Source organism: Desulfomonile tiedjei, from assembly GCA_016212925.1.
GTDB lineage: Bacteria > Desulfobacterota > Desulfomonilia > Desulfomonilales > Desulfomonilaceae > JACRDF01.
Window position 1 is genome coordinate 1 of sequence record JACRDF010000026.1, and the last position, 23,040, is coordinate 23,040.

The following is a 23,040-nucleotide window of genomic DNA, read 5'->3' on the forward strand; positions in this document are numbered from 1 at the left end:
CTACGGCTTGTGTAGGATATCGGGGAAGCGGAGTTACGGGGGAGCCCCTTTTTGCAAAAAGGGGCTCCCCGGACCCCTCCCCAAAAACTCCTATAATTTGCCGTCTTTGCCGCCCGAGGCGGCAAAGACTGAAACGCACAGCGCTGGCCGTCGCCAAGATTGCAGAATTATTGAAACGGCCCAACCATTAATCTCAATGATAACCGGATGATATTTAAAGCAGTGGCCAACATTTCTATCCGATTCGAGAGGACGCCATTCCGTCATTCCTGCGGAAGCAGGAATCGTAGGGCCGGCGTCCCTGCCGGCCAAAATGTGCACCGGCACGGAGGCCGGTGCCTACAAGGTTCCCGCTTTCGCGGGAACGACGGGCGTTATAACGCTCCGGCAAAGTACGCCCCGTCGATACCATCTAAAAACCAGACTGATTATCTTCGGGCCAAACGGACATTACTATTGGCAACCGGTATATAGATTGTAGAAGAAACAAGGGGGACAGACATGAAATTGGCAATGGTCGGACTTGGAAGAATGGGAATGAATATGGCGCGGCGGCTGTTGCAGAAAGGCCATGAGGTCGTAGCGTACAATCGGACGCTCAAAAAAGTGGACGAAATTGAAAAAGAAGGAGCAATAGGTGCGTACGCCCTGTCCGAATTATTCCAAAAACTCGATCCGCCAAGGATCGTCTGGATGATGCTACCGGCCGGCGACCCTGTGGATGAAACAGTGCATCAGCTCTCGCTCGTGCTCGCGGAAGGGGACATAGTCATCGACGGCGGCAACAGCTACTACAAAGACGACATTCGCAGAGAGCCTTTGCTTTCCGAAAAAGGGATCGTCTTCATGGACGCCGGCGTCAGCGGTGGTGTTTGGGGCCTGGAGATCGGATACTGCCTGATGATCGGTGGGAAAGAGTCGGCCTGCAAGTACCTTGAACCGATTTTCAAGAGCCTGGCTCCCGAAGAAGGATTCCTATATTGCGGACCTACCGGAGCAGGTCATTTCGTGAAGATGGTCCACAACGGCATTGAATACGGAATGATGCAGGCCTATGCCGAGGGCTTCGATATCCTGGACAAGTCCCCGTACGCAGAGAACCTTGACTACAGCAAATTGTGCCACTTGTGGAACCGCGGGAGCGTCATCCGCTCATGGCTGCTCGAGTTGGCCGAAGATGCATTTTCCAAGGATGCCAGGCTCTCCAACATCCAGGGATGGGTGGAAGATTCCGGAGAAGGACGCTGGACCCTCCAGCAGGCAGTGGACACGGACGTCTCTGTTCCGGTCATCGCCCTGTCCCTTTTCTCAAGATTCAGATCGCGTGAAGAAGACTCCTTCGCGGACAAAGTTCTGGCCGCACTGAGGCATGAGTTCGGCGGCCACGCTGTGAAGACGGAATAGGGCTCCAAACCTGGGAACTGTTTGGAGAGTGACCGAGGAGGGCCTTTTTGCAAAAGAGATTGTTTTTTTAACTCCGCAATAGTTGTCCAAGCCAGTAAACATCCTTCCGAGGCCTTGGCAAAGGAAGGGGCTCAGGGTTGTCATTGCGAGGAGTGAAACGACGAAGCAATCTCATCTTCGGTAGGACCGGCATCTTGCCGGTCATTCTAATAGACAGGCTGGAAGCCTGTCCCACCGATGGAGATTGCTTCGGGCTGGCACCCTCGCAATTGTATTTCGTGCCGCGCGGTATCCCCAAACGGAGCTAAAGGCATAATCCATTTACAAAAAGTCCCCCCCGCAATTTTCTAGCCCCTCCAGATCGGAGTGCAGACCTCACTCCCCTTTGAACATCAGGTGGTCACCATCCGGATATGCTTCGATGGTTGCGCCCGGCGGGAACTTGCCTTTCAGTATCTCCAGGGCCAGCGGGTTTTCGATGAGCCTTTGAATAGCCCGTTTCAGGGGCCGAGCCCCGTACGCGGGGTCAAATCCTTCGGCTGCCAGCATATCTCTTGCTCCCGGTGCAAGGACCAGCGTCAGCTTGTTTTCGGCTAATCGTTTGTTCACTCTTTGGATCTGGATATCCACTATTTGCTTGATCTGCTCCCTGTCCAGCGCATGGAAGATGATGATGTCGTCCAGCCGGTTGAGGAATTCCGGCCGGAAGTGCATTCTCAGGGCTTCCATGACGCGCCGTTTCATCGCCTCCTCATCCCGGCCGGCGAATTCTCGAATCTCTGCGGAGCCGATGTTGGAAGTCATGATTATGATGCTATTCTTGAAATCAACCGTGCGGCCCTTACCATCGGTCAATCGGCCGTCGTCGAGGATCTGAAGCAGCGCGTTGAAGACCTCCGGGTGGGCTTTTTCTATCTCGTCGAAAAGAACCACCGAATACGGACGCCTTCTGACCGCTTCGGTAAGGTACCCCCCTTCCTCATATCCGACATACCCGGGGGGCGCTCCGATGAGCCTGGCCACCGAATGTCGCTCCATGTACTCTGACATGTCCACCCTGACCATGGCCTGCTCGTCGTCGAATAGGAATTCTGCCAGAGCGCGGGCAAGCTCGGTCTTGCCGACACCGGTTGGCCCCATGAAAATAAACGATCCTACGGGCCTGTTCGGGTCCTGCAATCCGGAGCGCGCGCGGCGGACCGCGTCGGCCACAGCCACGATTGCTTCCGGCTGGCCGATGACCCGCCGGGCGATCCGATCTTCCATCTTGAGGAGCTTGTCCACTTCACCCTCAAGCATCTTTGAAACCGGGATTCCCGTCCACTTGGCGACAACCTCGGCAACGTCCTCCGGCCCCACTTCTTCTTTCAGCAGGCCGCCGCCTTTCTGAATCTCCGCGAGTTGCTCGTTCTTTTCCTTGATGTCTTTTTCCAGGGATATCATCAGGCCGTATTTCAATTCCGCGGCCTTGCTCAGGTTGCCTTCTCGTTCAGCTTTCGTCGCGTCGGTCTTGGCACGCTCATATCTTTCCTTGAGTTCCCTGATAGCGCCTATCACCTCTTTTTCCTGATGCCATTCCTTCTTGAGCACGTCAGACTCGGAGGTCAACCGAGCGATCTCGGAGCGCACTTTCTCCAACCGCTCTTTGCTTGCGGGGTCCGATTCCTTGGTTAGCGCCTGTTCTTCGATCTGGAGCTGAATTATGCGGCGCTCGATCTCGTCGATCACTGTGGGCATGGAGTCTATTTCTATCCTGAGCCTGGAAGAAGCCTCGTCAATTAGGTCGATGGCTTTGTCCGGGAGGAACCGGTCGGTAATATACCTGTGGGAGAGAGTCACCGCCGCGATTATGGCCGCGTCCTGAATTCTGACCCCATGATGGAGTTCATACCGCTCCTTTAGTCCTCTCAAAATAGAGATCGAGTCCTCCACCGAGGGCTCAGCCACATAGATAGGCTGGAAGCGCCGTTCCAAAGCAGCATCCTTCTCGATATATTTGCGATACTCATTGATCGTGGTTGCACCCACGCACCGCAGTTCCCCTCTCGCCAGAGCGGGCTTCAGCATGTTCGAAGCGTCCACAGCGCCCTCAGCCGCACCCGCGCCGACCAAGGTGTGCATTTCGTCGATAAAGAGAATGATTTCCCCGGCCGCGGAGGTGACTTCCTTGAGTACGGCCTTCAAGCGGTCTTCGAATTCACCGCGGTATTTGGCGCCGGCAATAAGTTGGCCGATATCCAGTGCCAGGACCTTTTTTCCCTTGAGTGTCTCGGGGATGTCTCCGGAAACGATTCTTCCTGCCAGACCTTCGACAATCGCGGTCTTGCCCACACCGGGATCCCCGATCAAGACCGGGTTGTTCTTGGTTCGCCGCGACAGGACCTGAATAATTCGCCGAATCTCGTCGTCTCGTCCTATGACAGGGTCGAGCTTTCCTTTGCGTGCCAGTTCGGTAAGGTCGCGGGTAAATCGCTTCAGAGCCTGATATTTCTCTTCCGGTGCCTGATCGGTCACCCTCTGTGTGCCACGGATTTCCGTGAGCACCATGTATATTCGGTCTTTAGTAACACCGTGGGTCTTGAGTATTTTCGCGGAAGCAGTGCCTGAGGCCTCTGAAATAGCGATAAGCAGGTGCTCGACCGAGACGTACTCATCCTTGAGTTGCTCCATCTCCTTGAAGGCCGCTTCCAAAACAGCCCTGAGCTGATTGGAAAAGTACTTCTCAGCCATAGCGGTTCCACTCTGCTTAGGAAGGCGCTCCACAGCGCGAAGCACTTCACTGCGAACCCGCTCAGGGTCCGCGCCCAACTTCTTTAGAATCTCGACGCAGATGCCTTCGTCATCAGAGAGCAGCGCGAGCAGCAGATGTTCGGTCTCGACTTGCGGGTTGCCACGATCAGCCGCGGTGCTTTGCGCCACCTCCAATGCCTCTTGGGATTTAAGGGTGAATTTGTCGGCACGCATTACGACTCCTCCGAGGGACAATCTATAGTGATTGCCAAAAGTATTGGCTTATTCATCATTCGCCACCCCGGCTTCCGCCGGAATGACGGCATCGTAACCGTTCACCGGGTTCGTGAGACAGTCTACGGGCAAGGCTGGACGTCCTACTCCAGCAGAAATCCCCTCTTTGGCTGAGAAACGATGAAGGCCACGTTCAACCCGTGAACGATCAGACTTTACCTATCAGGTAAATCCGAGACTCGTTGCTGTCAACCTGCCCCTGGCGATTCGTCGGCTGTACATGCTGATCAACGGTGTCATTTCGTTCCTGACGCCAGGAGGACAAGGGAGATGCCGTCGTGCCGTAGATTTCGGCTGGACCTTGTGTGAAAAGTCCCATCCAAAAAAGCAATAGCAGGAACTACCTACTAGAGATCGAGGCGAGAAGAAAGGTACCCGGGTGCGCTCTCAGTGTGACCGTATCCTGGGGCGCGTTGCGACATGGAACGGACAGGCCGAGGCCGAAACGGTAGCGAATGGAATGTCGGTTGGCAAAAGGCCTCACCATTAACTTGTTGATATAACACAGCATCACGGAAGGGCTTTCAAAGAATTGGGTAATTTTGCCCATATCAGAGTTGCTGCAAGAGATCTTTCCCGGTGTTCTGAAAACGCACCACTGCCGACCTCGTGCCAAACGTGGCTCTTATCTTAATCCCTTTCTGTTTCTGCTTTGCGTTGGTCGTGTTGGCACTACAGTTGCACTATCACGCGCGTGTTCGCCGTTTCCACCTCCTCAGGGAGGCAGTAAAGGTCCTTTCCTCGGTCGGTCTCTTCCATTCATGGGGGAGATCGCCCACAACCTCCATGGCCGTCCGCAGAACCTCGGTCCCCATGACAGAGGACTGCCGGACGGGCCGAGAACAGTGCTTTGAGGGCAATCGTCCGAGATTCTCGACGATCGCCGCTCATGGGTGCGGAGGAAACAATGAAAGACACATATCGTATTACCATGCCCCCGGAAATAGCAGGCGGAGGGAAATCAGTCGACCCTCCAAGCGGAGACGAGCTTCTGAGACTCTTGGGATTTCATGAGCCCGAATTCACTGCCGAGCAATGCAGCGACGCAGATGAAGAGACGACATTTTGGAGGTCTTTCGCCGACACTGAGATGGATTACTCATTCATCGCCTTCGGAGAGGCTGAAGACCAAGTTCAACCGGCGTCTAAGGCAGGGTGAATCTCGAGGACCTCTGACAACCACATCTTCGTTGGCCCTTGATAATTGCCACAAGAAAGCCGGTGGTAGGATCCAAGGTTTTCGAGGCGAGGCAAGAGGCCATGGAAACGAATAGAAACCTGTCGGCAGGAAAAACCGGGCAGCATGTCGTAGTCATTTGCCCGACCCGTGCGAAGGACAAAGCTCAAAGGCAGCCCTGACGAACAGAGTGGGCGCCGGGGGGGAGCAGTTCAAATGAAAGCGGTTAACAAGATATTTCTCATTGCTCTCTTGATTCTTATGATCCCGGGACTGGCGTTCCTGAGTCAGCGCCAGGCTCCAGAGGCTATTTCCGTTTCTTTGGCAACCTCGCCATGCGGCTTGAACCACGAAGGCACAAAAGTTGTTCTAAAAGCAGCAGTGAATGGAACCGGGCTCAGCCACGGAGTGGTCAGGCTGGAATTCAAGCCCATGAAGGCCGTCCGACTAGTTTTCGATTCGGACTACAAGTCCAGCATTTACGGTTACACTGATGCTCATGGGGTTTTTATCACTAATTGGACTCCTATTGTACCGGGAGAGTACATGGTTACCGCTCTGGTCAAGAAGCCGGGGCTGACCGATGGGGCATCAGTGTGCTTCGCAACGGTAAGCGACTAACCGGCGAACATATATACCTGTTCTCGAAAGTAATGACGAATTGGCTAGCGGGTGCCTCCGCGGGCTTCATCTTGACTCGCCCCGTAATTTGCGGCGGCCAACAGGCCGCCCTACATTCGTAGTCCGGGCTTGGGGTCATCTCCCGTAGGGTGGCCTATTGGCCGCCGTTGACCCAGGCACCACTGTGGCTTCATTCCGCGTAAACTTTTAAGAATCGCTATAAACGCTGGGTTGTCTCTCAGCGTGCCTTTAAAGACCGCATCAAATCACGATTCGAACCCAGGCTGTGGCCTCTCGTTTAGTTGACGGTTGACAGCAGTCGGCCTCGATGCGTAAGATGGTCCGAGGGAGTTCATCTTTCAATGGGCTCGGACGTAGCAGCGCTCGATACAGCTTGGGTATGGTCGTAAGCGAAAACACAAATCATTTGACAACAGGGGTCGTCCTTGTTGTTGACGATGATCACGCGTCGCTTCTGATGCTCACAGACCTTTTGAGCCTGAGCGGCTTTACGGTGCTCACGGCTGAAGAAGGTCGGCAGGGCATCGAAATGTTCGTGAATCATTCGCCGGACTTGGTCATCACCGACATCCGTATGCCCCACCTGGACGGATTGGAACTCCTCAGAAATATCAGAGAGTTGGACGACCTGACTCCTGTAATACTCGTGACAGGCCATGGGGACCTTGAGAACGCCATGAGGGCCCTGCGTCGCGGGGCTTACGACTTTATTCTCAAACCCATCAACCCTGATGTGCTGCTTAACGCAACGCGCAAGGGACTTGACCATTATAGGCTCAAACGACTGGAACAAGATTACCGCTGTCTTCTCGAAGAACAGGTTGCCGAGAGGACTCGGGAGCTGGCTCAGGCCAACGACTATCTGCGAAAACTTCAGGGGTGCTCTATTTTTGCCCTGGCCAACCTTGCCGAGTCTCGGGACGGTGAAACCGCGGATCACTTGAAGCGCCTTCAGGCCTATTGCAAGGTCCTGTGTTCCGGATTGTCTTCCCTCGCTCTCTACCGGGAAGTCATGACTGAGCGGTTCATAGAGGATCTTGTCCAATGCTCCGTTCTTCACGACATAGGCAAGGTGGCGATACCTGATTCCATTCTTTTCAATCCGCGGAAATTAGGAACTGATGAGTTTGAAATCATGAAACAACATGCCATCTTTGGAGGGAAAGCCTTGGAAGAAGCCTCCATCGAGATCGGCGACGAAGACAGTTACCTTTCGCTTGGTAAGGACGTGGCCTATTTCCACCACGAGCATTGGGATGGGACCGGCTATCCGTTCGGGCTCAGAGAGGAGCACATTCCCCTTGCAGCGCGCATTGTGGCCGTTGCCGACGTGTACGATGCTCTGACTACTCAGCGGCGCTACAAGAGCGCCTTCTCTCACAACGAGGCGGTTGCAGTGATTGTTGATTCCAGGGGGAAGCAGTTTGACCCCGGGATCGTGGATGCTTTCCTCCGGGTAGAAGGTGAGTTTCGCCGGGTTTGTGACGGCGTCGCACAGGCCAATGGGTCGCCACGGATTCAGACGGTAGCGCGATAGAACGCATTCCATTATATTAGAGCGAGTTCATTTCCTCGCCATGCCCGGGTGTCCGGATTGTGGCCCGGCTATATCCCATCCATTGGGGCAATGCAGCGATCTTCAGCGGCGGCTTTTTTTGCCGTCAGGTCCCCTATTTTCGCCGCCGGAAGCCAGTCACCATTCGGGGCAGGCTGCCTGCTTGAAACCCGTGGCCGACCACAATTGCACAGGGAGTTGCCGTCGAGCGAAATGGAAATCCTTTCCGCGTTTTTTGCAGCCAGGGATCGAGTATGGCCAAATTAGACTCCGTTCTTCAGATAGGCGTCCAAGCGCAGGCGTCCGATGTGCATGTGTCTCCGGGAAATCCTTTTATCGTGCGACAGTTCGGCCGGCTGCGGAAAATCAAATCGCCTGAGCTTACGCCGGATCAAACCGATCAGCTGGTCCGTGAGATTCTGTCTGAGCCTCAACAGCAGGCGTTGGATCAAAACCTCCAGTTGGATTTCAGCTATGAACTCAAGGGGCTGGCGCGTTTTCGCGGCAATGCGATCATACAGCGCAGGGGCTTGACTGCGACGTTCCGGATCATACCGCTTCGCATATCCTCCCTGGAGGAATTGGGGTTGCCTTCCGTTGCGAAGAAGTTTTGCGACTTTCACCAGGGGCTGATTCTGGTCACAGGTGCAACCGGCCAGGGCAAGTCCACAACTCTTGCATCCATGATCGACCTTATTAACTCGACTCGGCCGGTGCATATCCTCACCGTTGAAGATCCGGTGGAATTCGTTCATCCGCTCAAGAAGGGAATCGTGAATCAGAGGCAATTGGGGCTTCACACGCGATCCTTTGCCAACGCTCTTAGGGCCGCACTCAGGGAAGACCCCGACGTGATTATGGTCGGGGAATTGCGCGACCTGGACTCCATAAGGCTTGCGGTGACAGCCGCCGAGACTGGGCACCTTGTTCTTGGGACGCTTTCGACCTCGTCCGGCCCCAAGACAGTGGACCGGATCATTGATTCTTTCCCTCCGGACGAACAGAATCAGATCCGAACCATGCTGGCTGAAGGGTTGCGCGCGGTGATAACGCAAAAACTTCTGCGTTCCTCTGAGGGCAACGGACAGGTCCTGGCTTGTGAAGTCATGATCGGGACCGTCCCGCTTGCAAACATGATACGCACGGAAAAGACTTTTCAAATTGGGTCCGTGATGCAGACCAGCCGAGCGCAAGGGATGCAGCAGATGGACGACGCTATCGAGCAGCTTCTCCACGAAGGAAAAGTAACAGCAGACACGGCCCGGGACAATGCCGAGAACAAGAAGCGTTTCCGGTGACTCTGTCTGAAAACAGGCTCTTTTTATGCCCGAAATAGACGCTTTACTAACCGAAATGATAAAAGCCGGCGCATCAGACCTGCATATGGTGCCTCAGCTTCCGCCCATGCTTAGACTTCGGGGAGACCTCGTCCCAACCAAGCACGAATCCCTTACCCACAAACGAAACCAAGAGCTGTTCTTCGAGATGATGAATCAGGCTCAACAGAGGCGCCTTCAGACCACCTTGGAGTTGGATCAGGCTTACGAAGTCGAGGGCCTGGCCCGATTCAGGTGTAATTACTTCTACCAAATGAGGGGACTGTCAGCGGTATTCCGCCACATACCCACCGCGATAAAATCCCTGGAAGAACTGGGGATGCCCGCGGGGGTCCAAAAACTCATGGAGATCAAGAGGGGACTCGTTCTGGTCACAGGGCCTACCGGCTCGGGGAAATCCACTACCCTCGCAGCGATCGTCGATCGCATAAACAGGACCAGCGAGCAGCACATCATTACCATTGAAGACCCGCTCGAATTCGTGCATGACAACAGGATGTCTCTCATAACCCAGCGGGAAATAGGGACCCACGCGAAAAGCTTTGCAGACGCGTTGCGGGTCGCTTCCAGAGAAGACCCCAACATAATCCTGGTCGGCGAGATGCGAGACCTGGAAACCATTTCACTGGCTCTGACATGCGCGGAATTGGGTATATTGGTCTTCGGGACCTTGCACACCAACTCAGCCGCCAAAACCATTGATAGGATCATCAACGCTTTTCCTGCCAACCAGCAGAACCAGATAAGGAGCATGCTCAGCGAGTCCCTCAAGGGGGTAATGGCACAACAGCTCCTCAAGACATCTGACGGAAAAGGACGATGCGCGGCGGTCGAAATACTGATCAGCAGCCCTGCCGTGGGCAACCTTATACGGGAATCGAAGCTTAGCCAGGTGGCCTCCATCATCCAGACCGGAACGTCGGAAGGAATGCAAAGCATGGACCAAGCCCTCCAGCAGCTTGTCGATCAACGCCGCATCACCCCGGAAGAGGCTTACTGGAAGGCCATAGACAAGTCCGCATTCGCTTCCCAATGTTCGGATTCGATATTCGAGTAGCGGCCAATTGACTCCTTCGATGAATTTTTTCGCCGAACTCGGGTTTGAGAATATGTTTATACCAATTGCCAAAATTACTGTCCGATTTGTCTCTCGAAACTGTGTGCGACGACATTGCTCAGGTTCAAAAAGAAGCCCTGGCCTCGTACGGCGCGGAGCCCCGCGTCCGCCCTTGTCCTGGCGTCTCGTTGGTCCCAGGGCAGGCACGGGGGCCTGCCCCTACGCAGACTAACTGCATTCGGACAAAAAATTTGGCACTTGGTATAATCGTGTCGTTTCGAGAAGTGAAAGGATCTCGGGTCCCGGGGGAGCGGGGACAAAATCCGGCCATTGCCGGAAGTCGGCCCGGTTGTGCCATGCAATGGAATCTCATAAGCCTGCTTAGCCGAAGGAACTTCATAAGGCGGATATCAGCCGGCCTGTTGGGCTCCGCGTTTGCACCGGGCGTCTTCTTTTCTTTTCGGGACAGGGCTCTGGCGCAGCTGGCTGAGACAACCCAGGGCGATCCCCTTAAGGACAAAAACCCCAAAGATGTCGACGCAAGCACCATCGAGATTACTCCGCTGAAAGACTTCGGAACCATGGGCCTGGACGGCTACAAAGCCGACACGGAAGTGTGGCGGCTTATAGTCGAAGGGCATGTGGAAAACAAATTGAGCATCTCTTACCGGCAATTGTTGGACATGCCGTTTATCGAGAAGCCTGTTCTGATGATTTGTCCGGGTATCTTCGTCAATCATGGCTTGTGGAGAGGGATTTCCGCAGCTCACCTACTTAAACTTGCAAAGATTTCGGGTGACGTGAATTACGTCTCGTTCCGCGGCCCTGAAGGCAATTACGAAAAGGTGATGCGAGTGCCGCTTAAGGACATTGTTGCTGAAAAGGTTTTCCTTGCACATCATGTGAACGGAGAGGCCCTCCCTGCAAAACATGGCTTCCCCCTGCGCCTGGTGGCCGAAGGCTATTATGGATATGACTGGGTAAAATATGTATACAAGATCACAGCAGAAATAGTACCGGCCTGACCGTTCCACCGGAGGCGGAAGATGGGCTTTGATCGCGAATCCATTGACTCGCATATCGAATCGGTAATTAAAGGCAAGACCGAGGACTTGAAGGTTCCGCAGGAGGCCTGCCTGTTGGAGTCCCCGCCGGACCCATGTACGATTGTGATCTTCGGTGCGACCGGCGATCTCGCCAAACGGATGCTGACACCCGCACTTTACAAGCTTCACTTGAGCGGCGCGTTGCCGGAGCCCTTTCTCATTGTGGGCGCGGCCCGTTCCGACATGACTCACGAGGAGTTCCGGCAGGAGCTTAAAGGGGCTGTTGCAGGCATGGATATGTCGAAATGGGAAGAATTTGCAGCGGCTTCCTATTACCAGAGGGTACAGTTCGATTCAACCGAATCATTTTCGAATTTGGCTCTGGCACTCAAAGATTGGGAAGCACAGCACGATATCTCCGGAAACAAAATCCTGTATCTTGCGATCCCCCCTTCTCTGTACGAGAGTACCGTGGAAATGCTGGGCGAGGCAGGTCTTTCCGGGAAACAGGAAACCGGAGGGGGATGGGCCCGAATAGTGGTGGAGAAGCCCTTCGGGAGAGACGTGAAGACCGCGGCCCATCTGAATAAGACGCTCGAAAAGCATTTTGAAGAGCGCCAAATCTTCAGGATAGACCATTATCTTGCCAAGGAAACCGTCCAGAACCTCCTGATCTTCAGGTTCGCCAACGCGATCTTCGAGCCCCTCTGGAACCGACAATTCATAGACCACATCAACATTACGGCCGCAGAGTCGCTGGGGGTTGAAAAAAGAGGAAGTTACTACGAGGAAGCAGGCGTCCTGCGGGACATGTTCCAAAACCACATGATGCAATTGCTCGCTTTGACGGCTATGGAACCGCCGTCAAGTTTCGAGGCGGATTTGGTCCGAGATGAAACCTGTAAGGTGTTCAGATCGCTGAGGCCGTTCTCGGCCGATGACAATGGACCGAGGCTGCTGCTCGGCCAGTACGGCTCCGGCTCAATAGACGGCAAGCAGGTCCATGGGTACCGGGAAGAGGCTGGAGTGGACGCGAAGTCCCTTACCCCCACATTCGCTATGATGAAGGTTTTCGTCGACAACTGGAGGTGGCAGGACATTCCTTTCATCTTGACTTCCGGCAAGAGAATGGCCCGTAAAATGACAGAGATTGTCATCCACTTTAAGAAAGTGGCTCACTCTATGTTTCGCGGCCTCCTCGAAGAAGCGATCAAACCGAATATCTTGACTCTCGGGATTCACCCGGATGAGAGCATTAAACTGACTTTTGAAACCAAGAACCCCGGCGCGCTTGTCTGTTTGAGGTCCGTGATCATGGATTTCAATTACACGGACAATTACAGTGGACCTGCCCTCGATGCGTACGAAAAGGCCCTGTTGGAATGTATGCAGGGCGACCAGACGCTTTTCTGGCGACAGGACGCGGTGGAACTCTCATGGGCTTTCCTCGACCCGATCCTGGAACATTGTGAAACCTGCGAAGACAGAGGACGGCGGCTCTTGACTTACGAGGCCGGCACGTGGGGACCGGGAGACATGAAGTTGGAGCTTGATACGAATGCGCTTTCAGAGAAGTGAAGAACGGGTGCCACTGCTGAAACTGTCTCAAAACTGGCGATTTCATCAAACGGTCGGTACGGCGTCCCGCGGGACGCGGGACGAACCGCCCGGAATCAGGGCGCTTCTCGGAAACTGTCTCAGAATTCCTCGGCGCGGAGAGATCGTGCCACGCGGGGTGGCCCGGAGGCCACTGCCTCCGGGTTCCGAAGGAACAAGAGGGGCTGTTGAGAGGACATTACCCTGTCCAAAGACTGCCGGTGCTACTCGCAGGCTGGAAATCACCGCCTGTCGCTTCGCGACCCGGACGTGTGGCGTCCGGGCCACCCGACAGAGACGATCGTCATCGTTGTAACACGATTTGGGCCTGCTCCCGGGTTTTGAGATAGTTCCAGCAGGGGCACCCAACAAAGAACCTGAAAAGATGGTGAAGCACTGACCTGAAAGCTAGGGAGGAGGCGTATATAGCCGGTGTCAAAAATAATGTCCGACTATGAGATGCGCTTCTTGGAAATTGGTAGGTGCCAGCCTCCGTGCCGGGACATTTTTCAGATACAAATCAATTACGCCTATGGCGTGACCCGGCAGGGACCCCGGACCGCGGTCCGGGGCAGGCTCTGGCCCCTACCGGTTCCGTTAGAGAGCGTGGCCTGTGAAAAACGGTCAAGAATTGTGGCTACTGGTATATGATGTAAGCCCGGCCTGTTTGTCCCTAAAGGCGAATACATATGAGACACCAACCAGGCTGTATCAGAGTTGACCTTGCATCAACCCCGCGCGATCTCTCTCAGCCACAGGTCCACCGCAAGATGATCGTCAATCTCATCCAGGGATACCTCCCTGGGCTGTTCATCCAAGAGAAATGAGTGGATGAAGTAGTTCTCGTCGAAATCGTCCGGCTCTCCAGCCTTGCCGGGATTCTTGGAAAATCCCGCGGCCAAGAGTCTCCCTTTACCTGGACCTCGCTCCTCCGCCAGATCGAACAGAGTACGAAATTGCTCGTGATCTCGCCGGATCAGTTCAAAAATATTCATGGCTTTACCCCTCCCGATTAATTCCCCGGCCCATTTGACGCAGTAACAATTTGGTAAATGCCCTTTCCCCCATGATTGGGCGTGTTGCCTAAATCCAGAGCATGTTTCGTGCCAGATCGCGAGACGTGGAGGGAATGTCTGCATAAGGGTTTGTGGGAGCCGATTCCGCGGTCTTCCGCCGCGCAGGCGGGCTCATCCTGCGTGTCTTCCGGGAGGCCCTTGGAGCGGTAATCGGACAACAGGAAAAAATAGGCGTGCGAATTTGCGACAGCATGCCGACAGAACGGACATTTCAGCCTCAATATTGATCGGCCACTATGCAATAGAACCGCACACTAGGGCATCTCTTCCACGCCATTGTCACGGGTTATGCTGATGCGCCTTCCAAGAAGTGACATTAGCAATGGCCGGCAGGGACGCCGGCTCTACCATAATGTGGTAGCCGTCCAGCGGGACGCGGGATGTCCGCCATGTTCACTGGTATGAAAGCGAACCAATATGACAAGTGGCAGGGTCCGGGACTTTTTGCTTTAGCGGCGCTTTACCAGATGGTCTGAATATGCTAGCTTTCCGTATCATTTGTGGGAGGGCAAAAAGATGAGAACGGTCTTGGCTATACTTTTGTGCCTTCTTCTGTGCCCCCTTTCGGGCTCCATCACTCCTGCATCCGAACGAACCATTCACATCGGCATTTCGCAGATCGTGGAACATCCCGCGCTCGACGCGACCAGAAAAGGTTTTATTGAGGACCTTCAGGACAGCGGTTACAAAAACATCAACTTCAACTACAAGAACGCGCAAAACAACAGGGCGGTCTCAGGGCAAATTGCAAGGACGTTTGTCGGCGACAAGGTTAATCTGATCTTCGCGATTTCGACTCCTTCCTCACAAGACGTGGCAGCACTGACCAAAGAAATCCCGATCCTCTTCTGTGCAGTAACAGACCCTGTGGCTGCAGGACTGGTAAAATCCCTGGAAGCTCCGGGCGGAAACGTATCCGGCACCACGGACCGCTCGCCGGTTGCGCAGCAACTCGACCTCATCGGCAAGGTCCTCCCCGCTGCCAAAAGACTCGGTACAATCTATAACGCGGGCGAGACCAATTCCGTATCGTCGGTAAGGGAGATAAAAGCCGAGGCTGCCAAGCGAGGAATGAGCGTGGTAGAAGCCACGGCCGCCTCTTCCAGTGCCGTGAAAATGGCAGTGGAAAGCCTGGTGGGCAAGGTGGACTTCATCCATATTCCTACCGACAATACCGTAGTCCTTGCCTTCGAGTCCGTGGTGAAGGTCTGCCGCGACAACAAGATCCCTTTATTTGCAGCGGATGTTGACTCGGTATCCCGCGGAGCGATTGCAGCCTTGGCGGTCGACTATTACAGGATGGGCCGGCAAACAGGAGCCATGGCTCGCAGAGTTCTGGAAGGGAAGGCCAAGATCTCGGAGATGCCGGTGGAATTCCAAAAGGAGTTGCTGCTTTACCTCAACCCGCGACAGGCCGAACTGATGGGGGTGAAGCTTCCCGACACCCTTTTGAAGGAAGCGGCAAAGATAATTCAATGACCGAGTGGCTGTGAAATGAGTTGGTACACTTTTGTCGGAGCGCTGGAGCAAGGCTTCATCTTCGGCCTGATGTCACTCGGGGTGTATCTCACCTTTCGGGTACTGGACTTCCCCGACTTGAGCGTTGATGGGAGCTTGCCTCTCGGGGCTGCTGTCTGCGCCGCAATAATAACCGGCGGCGGCGATCCTTATCTTTCCGCGGGAGCGGCTTTTCTTGCGGGAGTTTTAGCAGGCGCGTTCACGGGTATTATAAGTACCAAGCTGCGAATCCTTAATCTTCTCGCAGGAATTCTCACTATGATCGCCCTTTATTCGATCAACATTCGGATAATGGGCGCTCCCAATCTGAGCCTCTTGAATCAACCAACTGTCTTCGATCGGTTCCAAGGTTTGGGAATCCAGGGTTTTGCCGTTCCCATGGCAGTGGTTTTGGTTATCCTGATTGTCCTCAAAATCTGCCTCGATTTGTTTTTGCAGACTCGCTTCGGGTTGGCGGTCAGAGCCACGGGCGACAATCCAGCGATGGTTAAGGCTCAGGGAGTTAACACCGACAACACGATCATTGTGGGGGTATCTCTCTCCAATGGACTGGTCGCCCTGTCAGGGGCCTTGTTGGCCCAGGCCCAGGGAAGCGCGGACGTAGGCATGGGCGTGGGCACCATCATAGCCGGGCTTGCAGCCGTAATAATCGGTGAAGCCTTTGTGGGCGGCCGATCCGTATTTGTGGCCACCATAGGGGTCATTCTTGGTTCGGTAGTCTACCGGCTGGTTGTGGCCGCGGCACTAAGTTTCAGGTTCGGTCCGCTGAGCCTGGCGCCTAGTGACTTGAATCTTATCACTGCGTTGCTGGTTATAGTCGCGCTCACTTTCCCGAGAGTTAGGGAGAAACTCAAGAGCAGGGCTTTCAGATGAGATTCATCTCCGGCAACAGCGGGGCGGCCATCGACCGCCGATTGCTTTATATCGATTGACAAAAGAAATGTCCAAAGACGCTGTGCCGTCAAGGCTGTTGCAGACGACCATAATCGGCGGGCACGGCCCGCCCTACGATTGAGCCAGGCCCCTCTTGTAGCGGGCCGTGCCCGCCTATTCAGAGCTGCTGCCCCAAGTAATGTCCGAAAGAAGGGTCAAAAACTTGGTCATAGTCCGGAACATCACGAAAGTCTTCCATCCCGGCGAGGTCAACGAAGTAATCGCTGTGGCTGACGTTTCCTTCCAGATACCGGAAGGCCAATTCCTCACGGTAATAGGCGGCAACGGGTCGGGAAAATCCACGCTGCTTAACCTCCTTGCCGGGACTTTTTTCGCGGACAAGGGAACCATAAAGGTTGCGGACGAAGACGTGACCCACTTGCCGGAATTCCGACGAGCCAGGCTAATCGGCAGGGTTTTTCAAGACCCCTTGATGGGAACATCGGCGGGCCTGACCATTGAAGAAAACTTTGCGCTTGCCGAGTCGCGGGGAAAGTTCAGAGGTCTCGGACCCGCTCTGAATGCGAAGGTCCGAAGCGAGATCAGAGATCATCTGGCGATGCTGGGATTGGGGCTGGAAAACAGAATGAGGGCCAAGGTGGGCTTGCTATCCGGTGGCCAGCGCCAAGCAATCACCATTCTGATGGCGGTATTTCGGCGGCCCAGAGTTCTGCTATTGGACGAGCACACAGCCGCACTCGATCCGCGTGCCTCTCGCAAAATAATGGAATTGACCAGGGAGATTGTGGAAAGCCAAAGGCTCACCACGCTCATGGTGACACACAACCTGGCGCACGCTCTTAATAGCGGCGAAAGAATAATAATGATGAGCCGCGGCCAAATAATTCGGGATCTGCCTAAAGAGACTTTCCGGGCCATGACTCCCCAGGATCTGCTGGGCCTATTCTGGGAAACGCAGAAACCCGAAGATGCGCCCGCGGGCCTTGAAATCGCGCCGAACACAAGTTGACCTTCAAAAAATGGAGGCAGTGGAATTGCTTTGGTAAGGGCACGGCATGGAGGCCATCTTATACCGGTTTGCTATTATTCTCGTAACACACTTGATGTAAGCTGTGATGGCTGTAGATGTTAGATAATTCGTGGACAAGATGTGCCACAGAAAGGGGGTACTGAGTCCATGAGAATCCATAGCCAAGATCAGACGATAAAGAAGAACTACCTCCAGAAGGACCGGTTTTTGATCGGTGAATATCAGTAAGTCAAGGCTGGGGAACACTCAAGCTACCGACGTGTGCAGGACTTTTGCAAGGCGCATGATTTAGATAGAAGGGCGTCCCGGAAGTATTATAATAGATACTTGCAGAGCGGCAACGAAGAGGATTTGCTGCCGAGGCAGAGGGGTCCGAGGTGAAAGATTTATTTCTTGTAGGCGATTCCATAGCGGCCCCGGGCGCCGGTGGGGACGTAGGAAACAACTCCGTAATTCTCACTTACCGAGCGCTGACACATCGCCAGCTTTAGACTGGAGAACGATTCGGCGGCCATTTATCGTCGAGTCACAAGCCTCGAAAAGGAGCAATCGTTTTATGGCGAGGTACCAAATAGAAGTCTCAGTCAAGGATTGCGCCGGCTGTCTGCGGTGCGAGCTGGCCTGTTCCGATGCTCACACGAAGGCCTTCAATCCTTCTGCGTCCAGAATCCGGGTGTCGATGTCAAGCGGGGATTGCAGGATCGACTTTACCGAGGACTGCGTCGAGTGTGGGATCTGTGCAGACCAGTGCTTCTACGGTGCACTGTCCAAGAGCAACAAAGACCGGGAGGATCAATGAACATGGCTGGGTTTGCCGGAAAGATCCTGTGGGTTGATTTGACCAAAGGCGTAACGAGACAAGAGCCTTTGGACATGTCGTTGGCGGAAAAGTACATCGGCGGGCTGGGCCTCTGCCTACAATTGTACTCTGATGCAATGAAACCGGGCTGCGACCCCCTGTCACCGGAAAATCCCATCGTTCTAGGAGCGGGTCCTTTGGTCGGCACCGGCCTGCCATCGACATCCCGCGTGTACTCGGTTTCCAAGCTGCCCGCGACCGGCACCATTGGTTGGTGCGGGGCCGGGGGATTCGTCTTCGGGGCCATGCTCAAAAACAGCGGTTTTGACCACATAGTCATCCGAGGCAGGTCAGATCGGCCGGTGTATCTAACAATCTTCGACGACGATATTCGGCTGAATGACGCGGATCACCTGTGGGGCTCGACCGTCGAAGGGGCAACCCATGCACTATGGCAGAAGCATGGAATGCCAAGCGGCGTACTGGCCATCGGTCCGGCGGGCGAAAACCTGGTTCCCTTTTCAATGGCCTTCGTCGATCGCATCTCAACCTTGGGCCGGGGAGGTTTGGGCGCTGTGATGGGCTCCAAGAACCTGAAGGCGGTCGTGGTCAAGGGCACGGGTGGGATCGCGGTGGCTGATCGCAAACGATACAGGGCTCTAAGTAATGAATTGTTGGACAAGATTCGGTCCTGGCCGCACCTGAGGGACGCGCAAGACCTGGGAATGGTACAGGCATTTCCCGTTGTTTCCAAGGACGAGTACAGGCGGATCAAGAAGCGCCGGGTGGCCTGTGTTTCCTGCCCGATCGGATGCAAAGACGTCATTGAGATTCCGGACGGGCCATTCAAAGGTCTCGCCAAGTGCACGAGTTCCGTAGTCAACTTGTATACCCCGGTCCTCTACGGCTTCAAGGACTATCGTGAGGCGATCAAGTGCATGGCCACTATTGATGAATACGGCCTCGACATGTTCGAATTTTTCGGTGTCATGGACATGGCCAAGAAACTGATCGACCATGGAATAATCTCGGCGGGTCCAGCCGAGCCGGAGATCAAACTCGATTCGTTGGGTTCCATGGAGGCGTGGGCTCGAAACATCAGTTTGCGGGAAGGGCTGGGAGAAGTCCTGGCACGCGGGTTTAACGGAATCATCGAGGAATACGGAGACAGGGCCATGGAGTTTGCCCCCGCGCTCATCAAAGGGATGCACCCATACGCTGGGCCGGGTTCGGCACTGGCCTGGAACTTTTTCGGGACCATGGAGCTGGGGCAGGTCCTGGACCCGCGCGGTCCACACGTGGGTTCCGGCGGGTCGCCCACATATTTCGCCAAGAGGCCTCTTGAGGCGTTTCCCAAGCATCTGAAGCGAATGGGAGTCCCGAGTGAAGCAATTGATCGAATCATCAAAGGGGCCGGTGCCGGGACAGAGAGGCAAGAACTCAAGATCGGTGCGCTGCTTAGGTACTCACATGCTTGGTTCCTCACATTAGGTTCACTGGGTATCTGCGCTCGGGGTCAAATCAATCGTTTCTACGATGCTGAGTTGTGCGCTCAGTTGTACCAAGCGGTCACCGGGATCCGGACCGACCTGCCCGCGCTGCGCCTCAGGGTGGATCGTGTCTGGACGCTCTACCGGATGGCTAACCTTCGGGAGGGCCTGGAACCTCACAAACAAGAAGCACCACCGGAAAAGTGGTTCAGCGAAACCGGGTTCAGGCACTATCTGACAGGCCATCGTCTCACCCGTTCTGAGACGGAAAACATGATCGCGGAGTATTACAGCGAATGGGGGTGGAACTCGGCGACCGGAGTCCCGACTGCGCAGGCGCTGGAAAGACTGGGGCTAACCAACCCCTGACCTAGAGGTGATATGGTGATTCTGTTTTCTCTGGATGGAGTCGCGCTGCTGGCCAAGCCAGTCCCGCGTTGGCGGGACACGCCAAAGTCAATCCGTGATTATTTTCCGGAACTGCTATAGAACTCTGTGCACCTGATCTTCCTCTGAGTCCATACCGACTTTCACGAGCAAGCATTCGGCCAAAGCTGTTCAGAGAAGTTCCGTCTTTTCCAATACTACCCTACCAAACATTGCCAGATGATTCATCCAGGGACCGAGGGCTTTCTCCAACCTTCTTGCAGGCCCGAAGAGGCTGCCGGGTACTAACGATCGGAGAGCCATTCCCCCTGAGAGCAGGTAACTGAACGGCATGCCGGCATCTATACTCTTGAGTCGCCACTCCGGAAACTCACGCTGAAATTGATCGAGGTCTCTCTTAAAAATGATCCAGGGGAGAGCGCCATTAGCGCCGGAGAGTGGGCCGCTGGAGGGAAATTCCCACTCCTTGGCCCGGGGCTGGAAAGGCTCATGATGCAATCTACTATAAATGAGCGTGGACCAAGGCGTAACCCAGGGCTCGATCATTATTACAGCGCCACCTGGCTTCAAACAGCGTAAGGCTTCGGCGAAAAAGATCCTCGGACGAGGAAGGTGATGGAGAACGTCGATCATGACTACGGCCCGCAGGGTCCCGTCTCTGAACGGGATACAATGAGCGTCCAAAACCAGCGAAATGTCCGGGAGATGCAGCAAGTCCGAGGTGATCAGATCGGGTATATGATCTTGAAGAAAACCCGCGCCCGCGCCCAGTTCCAGTACAGGCCCCGATTGCCGAGGCAGGGCCTCAACTATCCATCTGTACCATTCTTGGTAGAGTTTTCTAAGAAAGACCTTTTCGCGGAGGATTTGCCGGCGAACCACGGTGGCCTTTGGGTCATCCAGATCCAGGTTCCGGGCCAAAGGATGAGTCAACACCAGCTTAAACATTCCGAATGCTCCAGGTGTGGCGTCCGGAAACGCTTCGGCTAACCGGCACTACTCGCGCTCCTCCGCGGACACGGGGACCCGGCCCGAACGTATTCGAGCAGCACGGGTTTCCAGCAACCTGGCATCCTGTGTCTTTCCCAATTTCTTGCGAATGTCCGCCAGCTCCTCCAGACTCCGGGCAACTTTGGGATGGTCGCCGCCCAGGTTCTTCTCCAGCAATTCCAGGGCCCGTTGTAGAAAAGACTCAGCCTCCACGAGCGCGCCGTCTGATTCACAGAGGCCCGCGGCCAGGTGAAGGTTCGCTGCCCGGCTGAGCCAATCACGGCTGTCCAGCCCTCCTTGGGGCGCCTCGCGGAAACAGAAAGTCACGGCATTGACATGACCATCCGGGTTTTCCAGCGGCAGCACGTCTTGTTCGATGGCTATCTCCGCCTTGTTTCGAGCAACCAGCACGTACCCGGGGTGGAGGGGAGCGAATCCCTCCCTGGCAAGCTCGTCAAAAAAATCAGGCAAAAAGGCCCCTGATGTGCGATCTTTTATCAGATAGACGTCGGACAAGTGCAGGCCCACTGCCTCCGCGTAATTCCACCCCGTAAGCGTTTCCGCCAGCGAGTTCATGTGCCTTATGAGCCCGTTTTCGTCGGTAACTATGACTGCTCCACCGATCACCTCCAGGGCTTTGGTAAAACACGCTGCGGTATCTTTCGATTTTCTTTCCTGCAAATGCTTGTACAGCGAGACCTCGATGGTGGTGCGCAATTCGACTTCGGAAAAGGGTTTTACCAGGTAGCCGAAAGGTTGAGCCAGCTTGGCCCTCTGCAAAGTCTTTTCGTCTGTGTGGGCAGTCAAATATACTATCGGGATGTCATATCGGTCGTGAATTCTCTTGGCAGCCTCTACACCGTCCATTTCCCCTGCCAGTTTGATGTCCATGAGCACCAGATCCGGCTGAGCCGTTCCCGCGGTCTGTACGGCCTCTTCGCCCGAACTGACCACATCGGTGACGGTGTATCCGAGATTTTTAAGCTTTCTCTGAATTTCCATAGCGATGAGGATTTCGTCTTCGACGATCATTATTGTTTCAGCCGCCATGTGTTTCCCCCGAAGAATTCAAGAGTCGAAAATCTACTTTCACGGTTGTGCCTCCGTTGGAGGACACATGGAGTCGTCCACGCAATTGTGCCTCCGCTAGATTGGCAACCAACTGAAAGCCTAGAGACTCGTTCTTCTTGTAGTTGAAATCGGCCGGCAAACCTATGCCGTTGTCCTTTACCGACAAAACAAACCGATCCTCGGGAGCCCTTGAGAACTCGACCAGGACGCGGCCGCTGCGGCCTTCCGGGAAGGCGTGTTTCAGGCTGTTAGTAACCAGTTCGTTGATTATCAGGCCGCACGGAAAGACAGTTCCCACAGGAAGGAAAACATGATCCGCTCGCGTCTCCACGGAAACACCGGATGCTTTGTCAAAAAAAGCTTGAAGTATATGATTCGCCAGATTGGCGGCATATTCGGAGATGTCGATGCCGGCAAGGTCTTCGGAGCGATACAGATGGTCGTGAATGAGCGCCATGGACCGGATGCGACTCTGGCTGTCATTGAGCGCTCCGAGGACCCTTTCATCCTTGACGTAATCGCACTGGAGCGCAAGAAGGCTGGATATGATCTGCAAGTTGTTCTTGACCCGATGGTGGACCTCGCTTAACAACACTTCCTTTTCCTTCAGGGACGCTCTGATCTGTGCTTCGGCAATCTCGCGCTGGGATATTTCCATCCTGAGCTGCTCATTGGCTTGGCTTAGTTCCTTTGTTCTCTCCTGGACCTTTCTTTCCAGTTCTTGTTGAGCCTGCTTTAACGCCTCTTCCGCGGCTATTCTGGCTGAGATCTCCCGCTGCATCTCCTCATTGGCCTTTTCCAATGCCCTGCGGCGTTCCTTCTCCTCCTGATACAGCCTTGCCAGATCATTCGCGTATTTCAGCGACTGTTCAATGAGCTGATGCTTTTCGAGGTCTTGTTCCTTGTCCAAATCCGGGCCTTCATTCATGCCGATTTCCCCGGAAACC

At 54.6% G+C, this 23,040-nt stretch carries 18 protein-coding genes; 13 read left to right on the forward strand and 5 right to left on the reverse strand.

Annotation, left to right across the window (positions count from 1 at the left end):
- The first annotated feature begins 501 nt into the window (after positions 1 to 501).
- On the forward strand, positions 502 to 1,404 hold the full coding sequence (gnd, locus tag HY913_12045) for a decarboxylating 6-phosphogluconate dehydrogenase (GenBank protein ID MBI4964000.1): 903 nt from the start codon (positions 502 to 504) through the stop codon (positions 1,402 to 1,404).
- Between the two features lie 375 nt (positions 1,405 to 1,779).
- On the opposite strand, the gene clpB is transcribed toward gnd, so the two are convergent.
- Positions 1,780 to 4,368, reverse strand: coding sequence for an ATP-dependent chaperone ClpB (gene clpB / locus HY913_12050; protein ID MBI4964001.1), 2,589 nt, complete (start codon positions 4,366 to 4,368; stop codon positions 1,780 to 1,782).
- Positions 4,369 to 5,335: 967 nt separating this feature from the next.
- On the opposite strand from clpB, the gene HY913_12055 reads away from it, so the two are divergent.
- From HY913_12055 to zwf, 7 genes are all read left to right on the forward strand, one after another.
- Positions 5,336 to 5,587: a hypothetical protein gene (locus HY913_12055; GenBank protein MBI4964002.1), complete on the forward strand. Its 252-nt coding sequence runs from the start codon at positions 5,336 to 5,338 to the stop codon at positions 5,585 to 5,587.
- A 234-nt stretch (positions 5,588 to 5,821) separates the two neighbouring features.
- On the forward strand, positions 5,822 to 6,226 hold the full coding sequence (locus tag HY913_12060; protein ID MBI4964003.1) for a hypothetical protein: 405 nt from the start codon (positions 5,822 to 5,824) through the stop codon (positions 6,224 to 6,226).
- 328 nt (positions 6,227 to 6,554) lie between these two features.
- Positions 6,555 to 7,784: a response regulator gene (locus HY913_12065; protein MBI4964004.1), complete on the forward strand. Its 1,230-nt coding sequence runs from the start codon at positions 6,555 to 6,557 to the stop codon at positions 7,782 to 7,784.
- Between the two features lie 272 nt (positions 7,785 to 8,056).
- The gene (locus HY913_12070) at positions 8,057 to 9,100 is read left to right on the forward strand and encodes a type IV pilus twitching motility protein PilT (protein ID MBI4964005.1); all 1,044 of its coding nucleotides are present in this window, start codon (positions 8,057 to 8,059) and stop codon (positions 9,098 to 9,100) included.
- A gap of 25 nt (positions 9,101 to 9,125) precedes the next feature.
- Entirely contained in the window at positions 9,126 to 10,196 is a 1,071-nt protein-coding gene (locus HY913_12075) for a type IV pilus twitching motility protein PilT (protein ID MBI4964006.1), read from the forward strand.
- A gap of 356 nt (positions 10,197 to 10,552) precedes the next feature.
- On the forward strand, positions 10,553 to 11,221 hold the full coding sequence (locus HY913_12080) for a molybdopterin-dependent oxidoreductase (GenBank protein MBI4964007.1): 669 nt from the start codon (positions 10,553 to 10,555) through the stop codon (positions 11,219 to 11,221).
- 21 nt (positions 11,222 to 11,242) lie between these two features.
- Positions 11,243 to 12,820, forward strand: coding sequence for a glucose-6-phosphate dehydrogenase (gene zwf, locus HY913_12085; GenBank protein MBI4964008.1), 1,578 nt, complete (start codon positions 11,243 to 11,245; stop codon positions 12,818 to 12,820).
- Positions 12,821 to 13,566: 746 nt separating this feature from the next.
- On the opposite strand, the gene HY913_12090 is transcribed toward zwf, so the two are convergent.
- A complete protein-coding gene (locus HY913_12090; protein ID MBI4964009.1) occupies positions 13,567 to 13,833 on the reverse strand; it encodes a hypothetical protein in 267 nt (88 codons plus the stop codon).
- A 597-nt stretch (positions 13,834 to 14,430) separates the two neighbouring features.
- Between HY913_12090 and HY913_12095 the strand changes: the two genes are divergently transcribed.
- The 5 genes from HY913_12095 to HY913_12115 all read left to right on the forward strand — a co-directional run bounded on the left by HY913_12095 (position 14,431) and on the right by HY913_12115 (position 20,014).
- Positions 14,431 to 15,393 (forward strand): ABC transporter substrate-binding protein, encoded by a 963-nt coding sequence (locus HY913_12095; protein ID MBI4964010.1) that lies wholly within the window; start codon positions 14,431 to 14,433, stop codon positions 15,391 to 15,393.
- Between the two features lie 15 nt (positions 15,394 to 15,408).
- Positions 15,409 to 16,305: an ABC transporter permease gene (locus HY913_12100; GenBank protein ID MBI4964011.1), complete on the forward strand. Its 897-nt coding sequence runs from the start codon at positions 15,409 to 15,411 to the stop codon at positions 16,303 to 16,305.
- 223 nt (positions 16,306 to 16,528) lie between these two features.
- Complete coding sequence (locus tag HY913_12105; GenBank protein ID MBI4964012.1) at positions 16,529 to 17,335, forward strand: ATP-binding cassette domain-containing protein; 807 nt, start codon at positions 16,529 to 16,531, stop codon at positions 17,333 to 17,335.
- Positions 17,336 to 17,912: 577 nt separating this feature from the next.
- Complete coding sequence (locus HY913_12110; protein MBI4964013.1) at positions 17,913 to 18,155, forward strand: 4Fe-4S binding protein; 243 nt, start codon at positions 17,913 to 17,915, stop codon at positions 18,153 to 18,155.
- Positions 18,152 to 20,014, forward strand: coding sequence for a hypothetical protein (locus HY913_12115; GenBank protein ID MBI4964014.1), 1,863 nt, complete (start codon positions 18,152 to 18,154; stop codon positions 20,012 to 20,014). Before HY913_12110 ends, HY913_12115 begins: the two co-directional genes overlap by 4 nt.
- A gap of 189 nt (positions 20,015 to 20,203) precedes the next feature.
- On the opposite strand, the gene HY913_12120 is transcribed toward HY913_12115, so the two are convergent.
- The 3 genes from HY913_12120 to HY913_12130 are packed head-to-tail and all read right to left on the reverse strand — an operon-like array spanning position 20,204 to position 23,021.
- Positions 20,204 to 20,980: a class I SAM-dependent methyltransferase gene (locus HY913_12120; protein ID MBI4964015.1), complete on the reverse strand. Its 777-nt coding sequence runs from the start codon at positions 20,978 to 20,980 to the stop codon at positions 20,204 to 20,206.
- 48 nt (positions 20,981 to 21,028) lie between these two features.
- Positions 21,029 to 22,072 carry a response regulator gene (locus tag HY913_12125; protein ID MBI4964016.1) on the reverse strand — a complete coding sequence of 348 codons (1,044 nt, stop codon included), beginning with the start codon at positions 22,070 to 22,072 and terminating at the stop codon, positions 21,029 to 21,031.
- Positions 22,062 to 23,021, reverse strand: coding sequence for a hypothetical protein (locus HY913_12130; protein MBI4964017.1), 960 nt, complete (start codon positions 23,019 to 23,021; stop codon positions 22,062 to 22,064). The genes HY913_12125 and HY913_12130 overlap by 11 nt, the downstream gene beginning before the upstream one ends.
- Positions 23,022 to 23,040 lie beyond the last annotated feature (19 nt).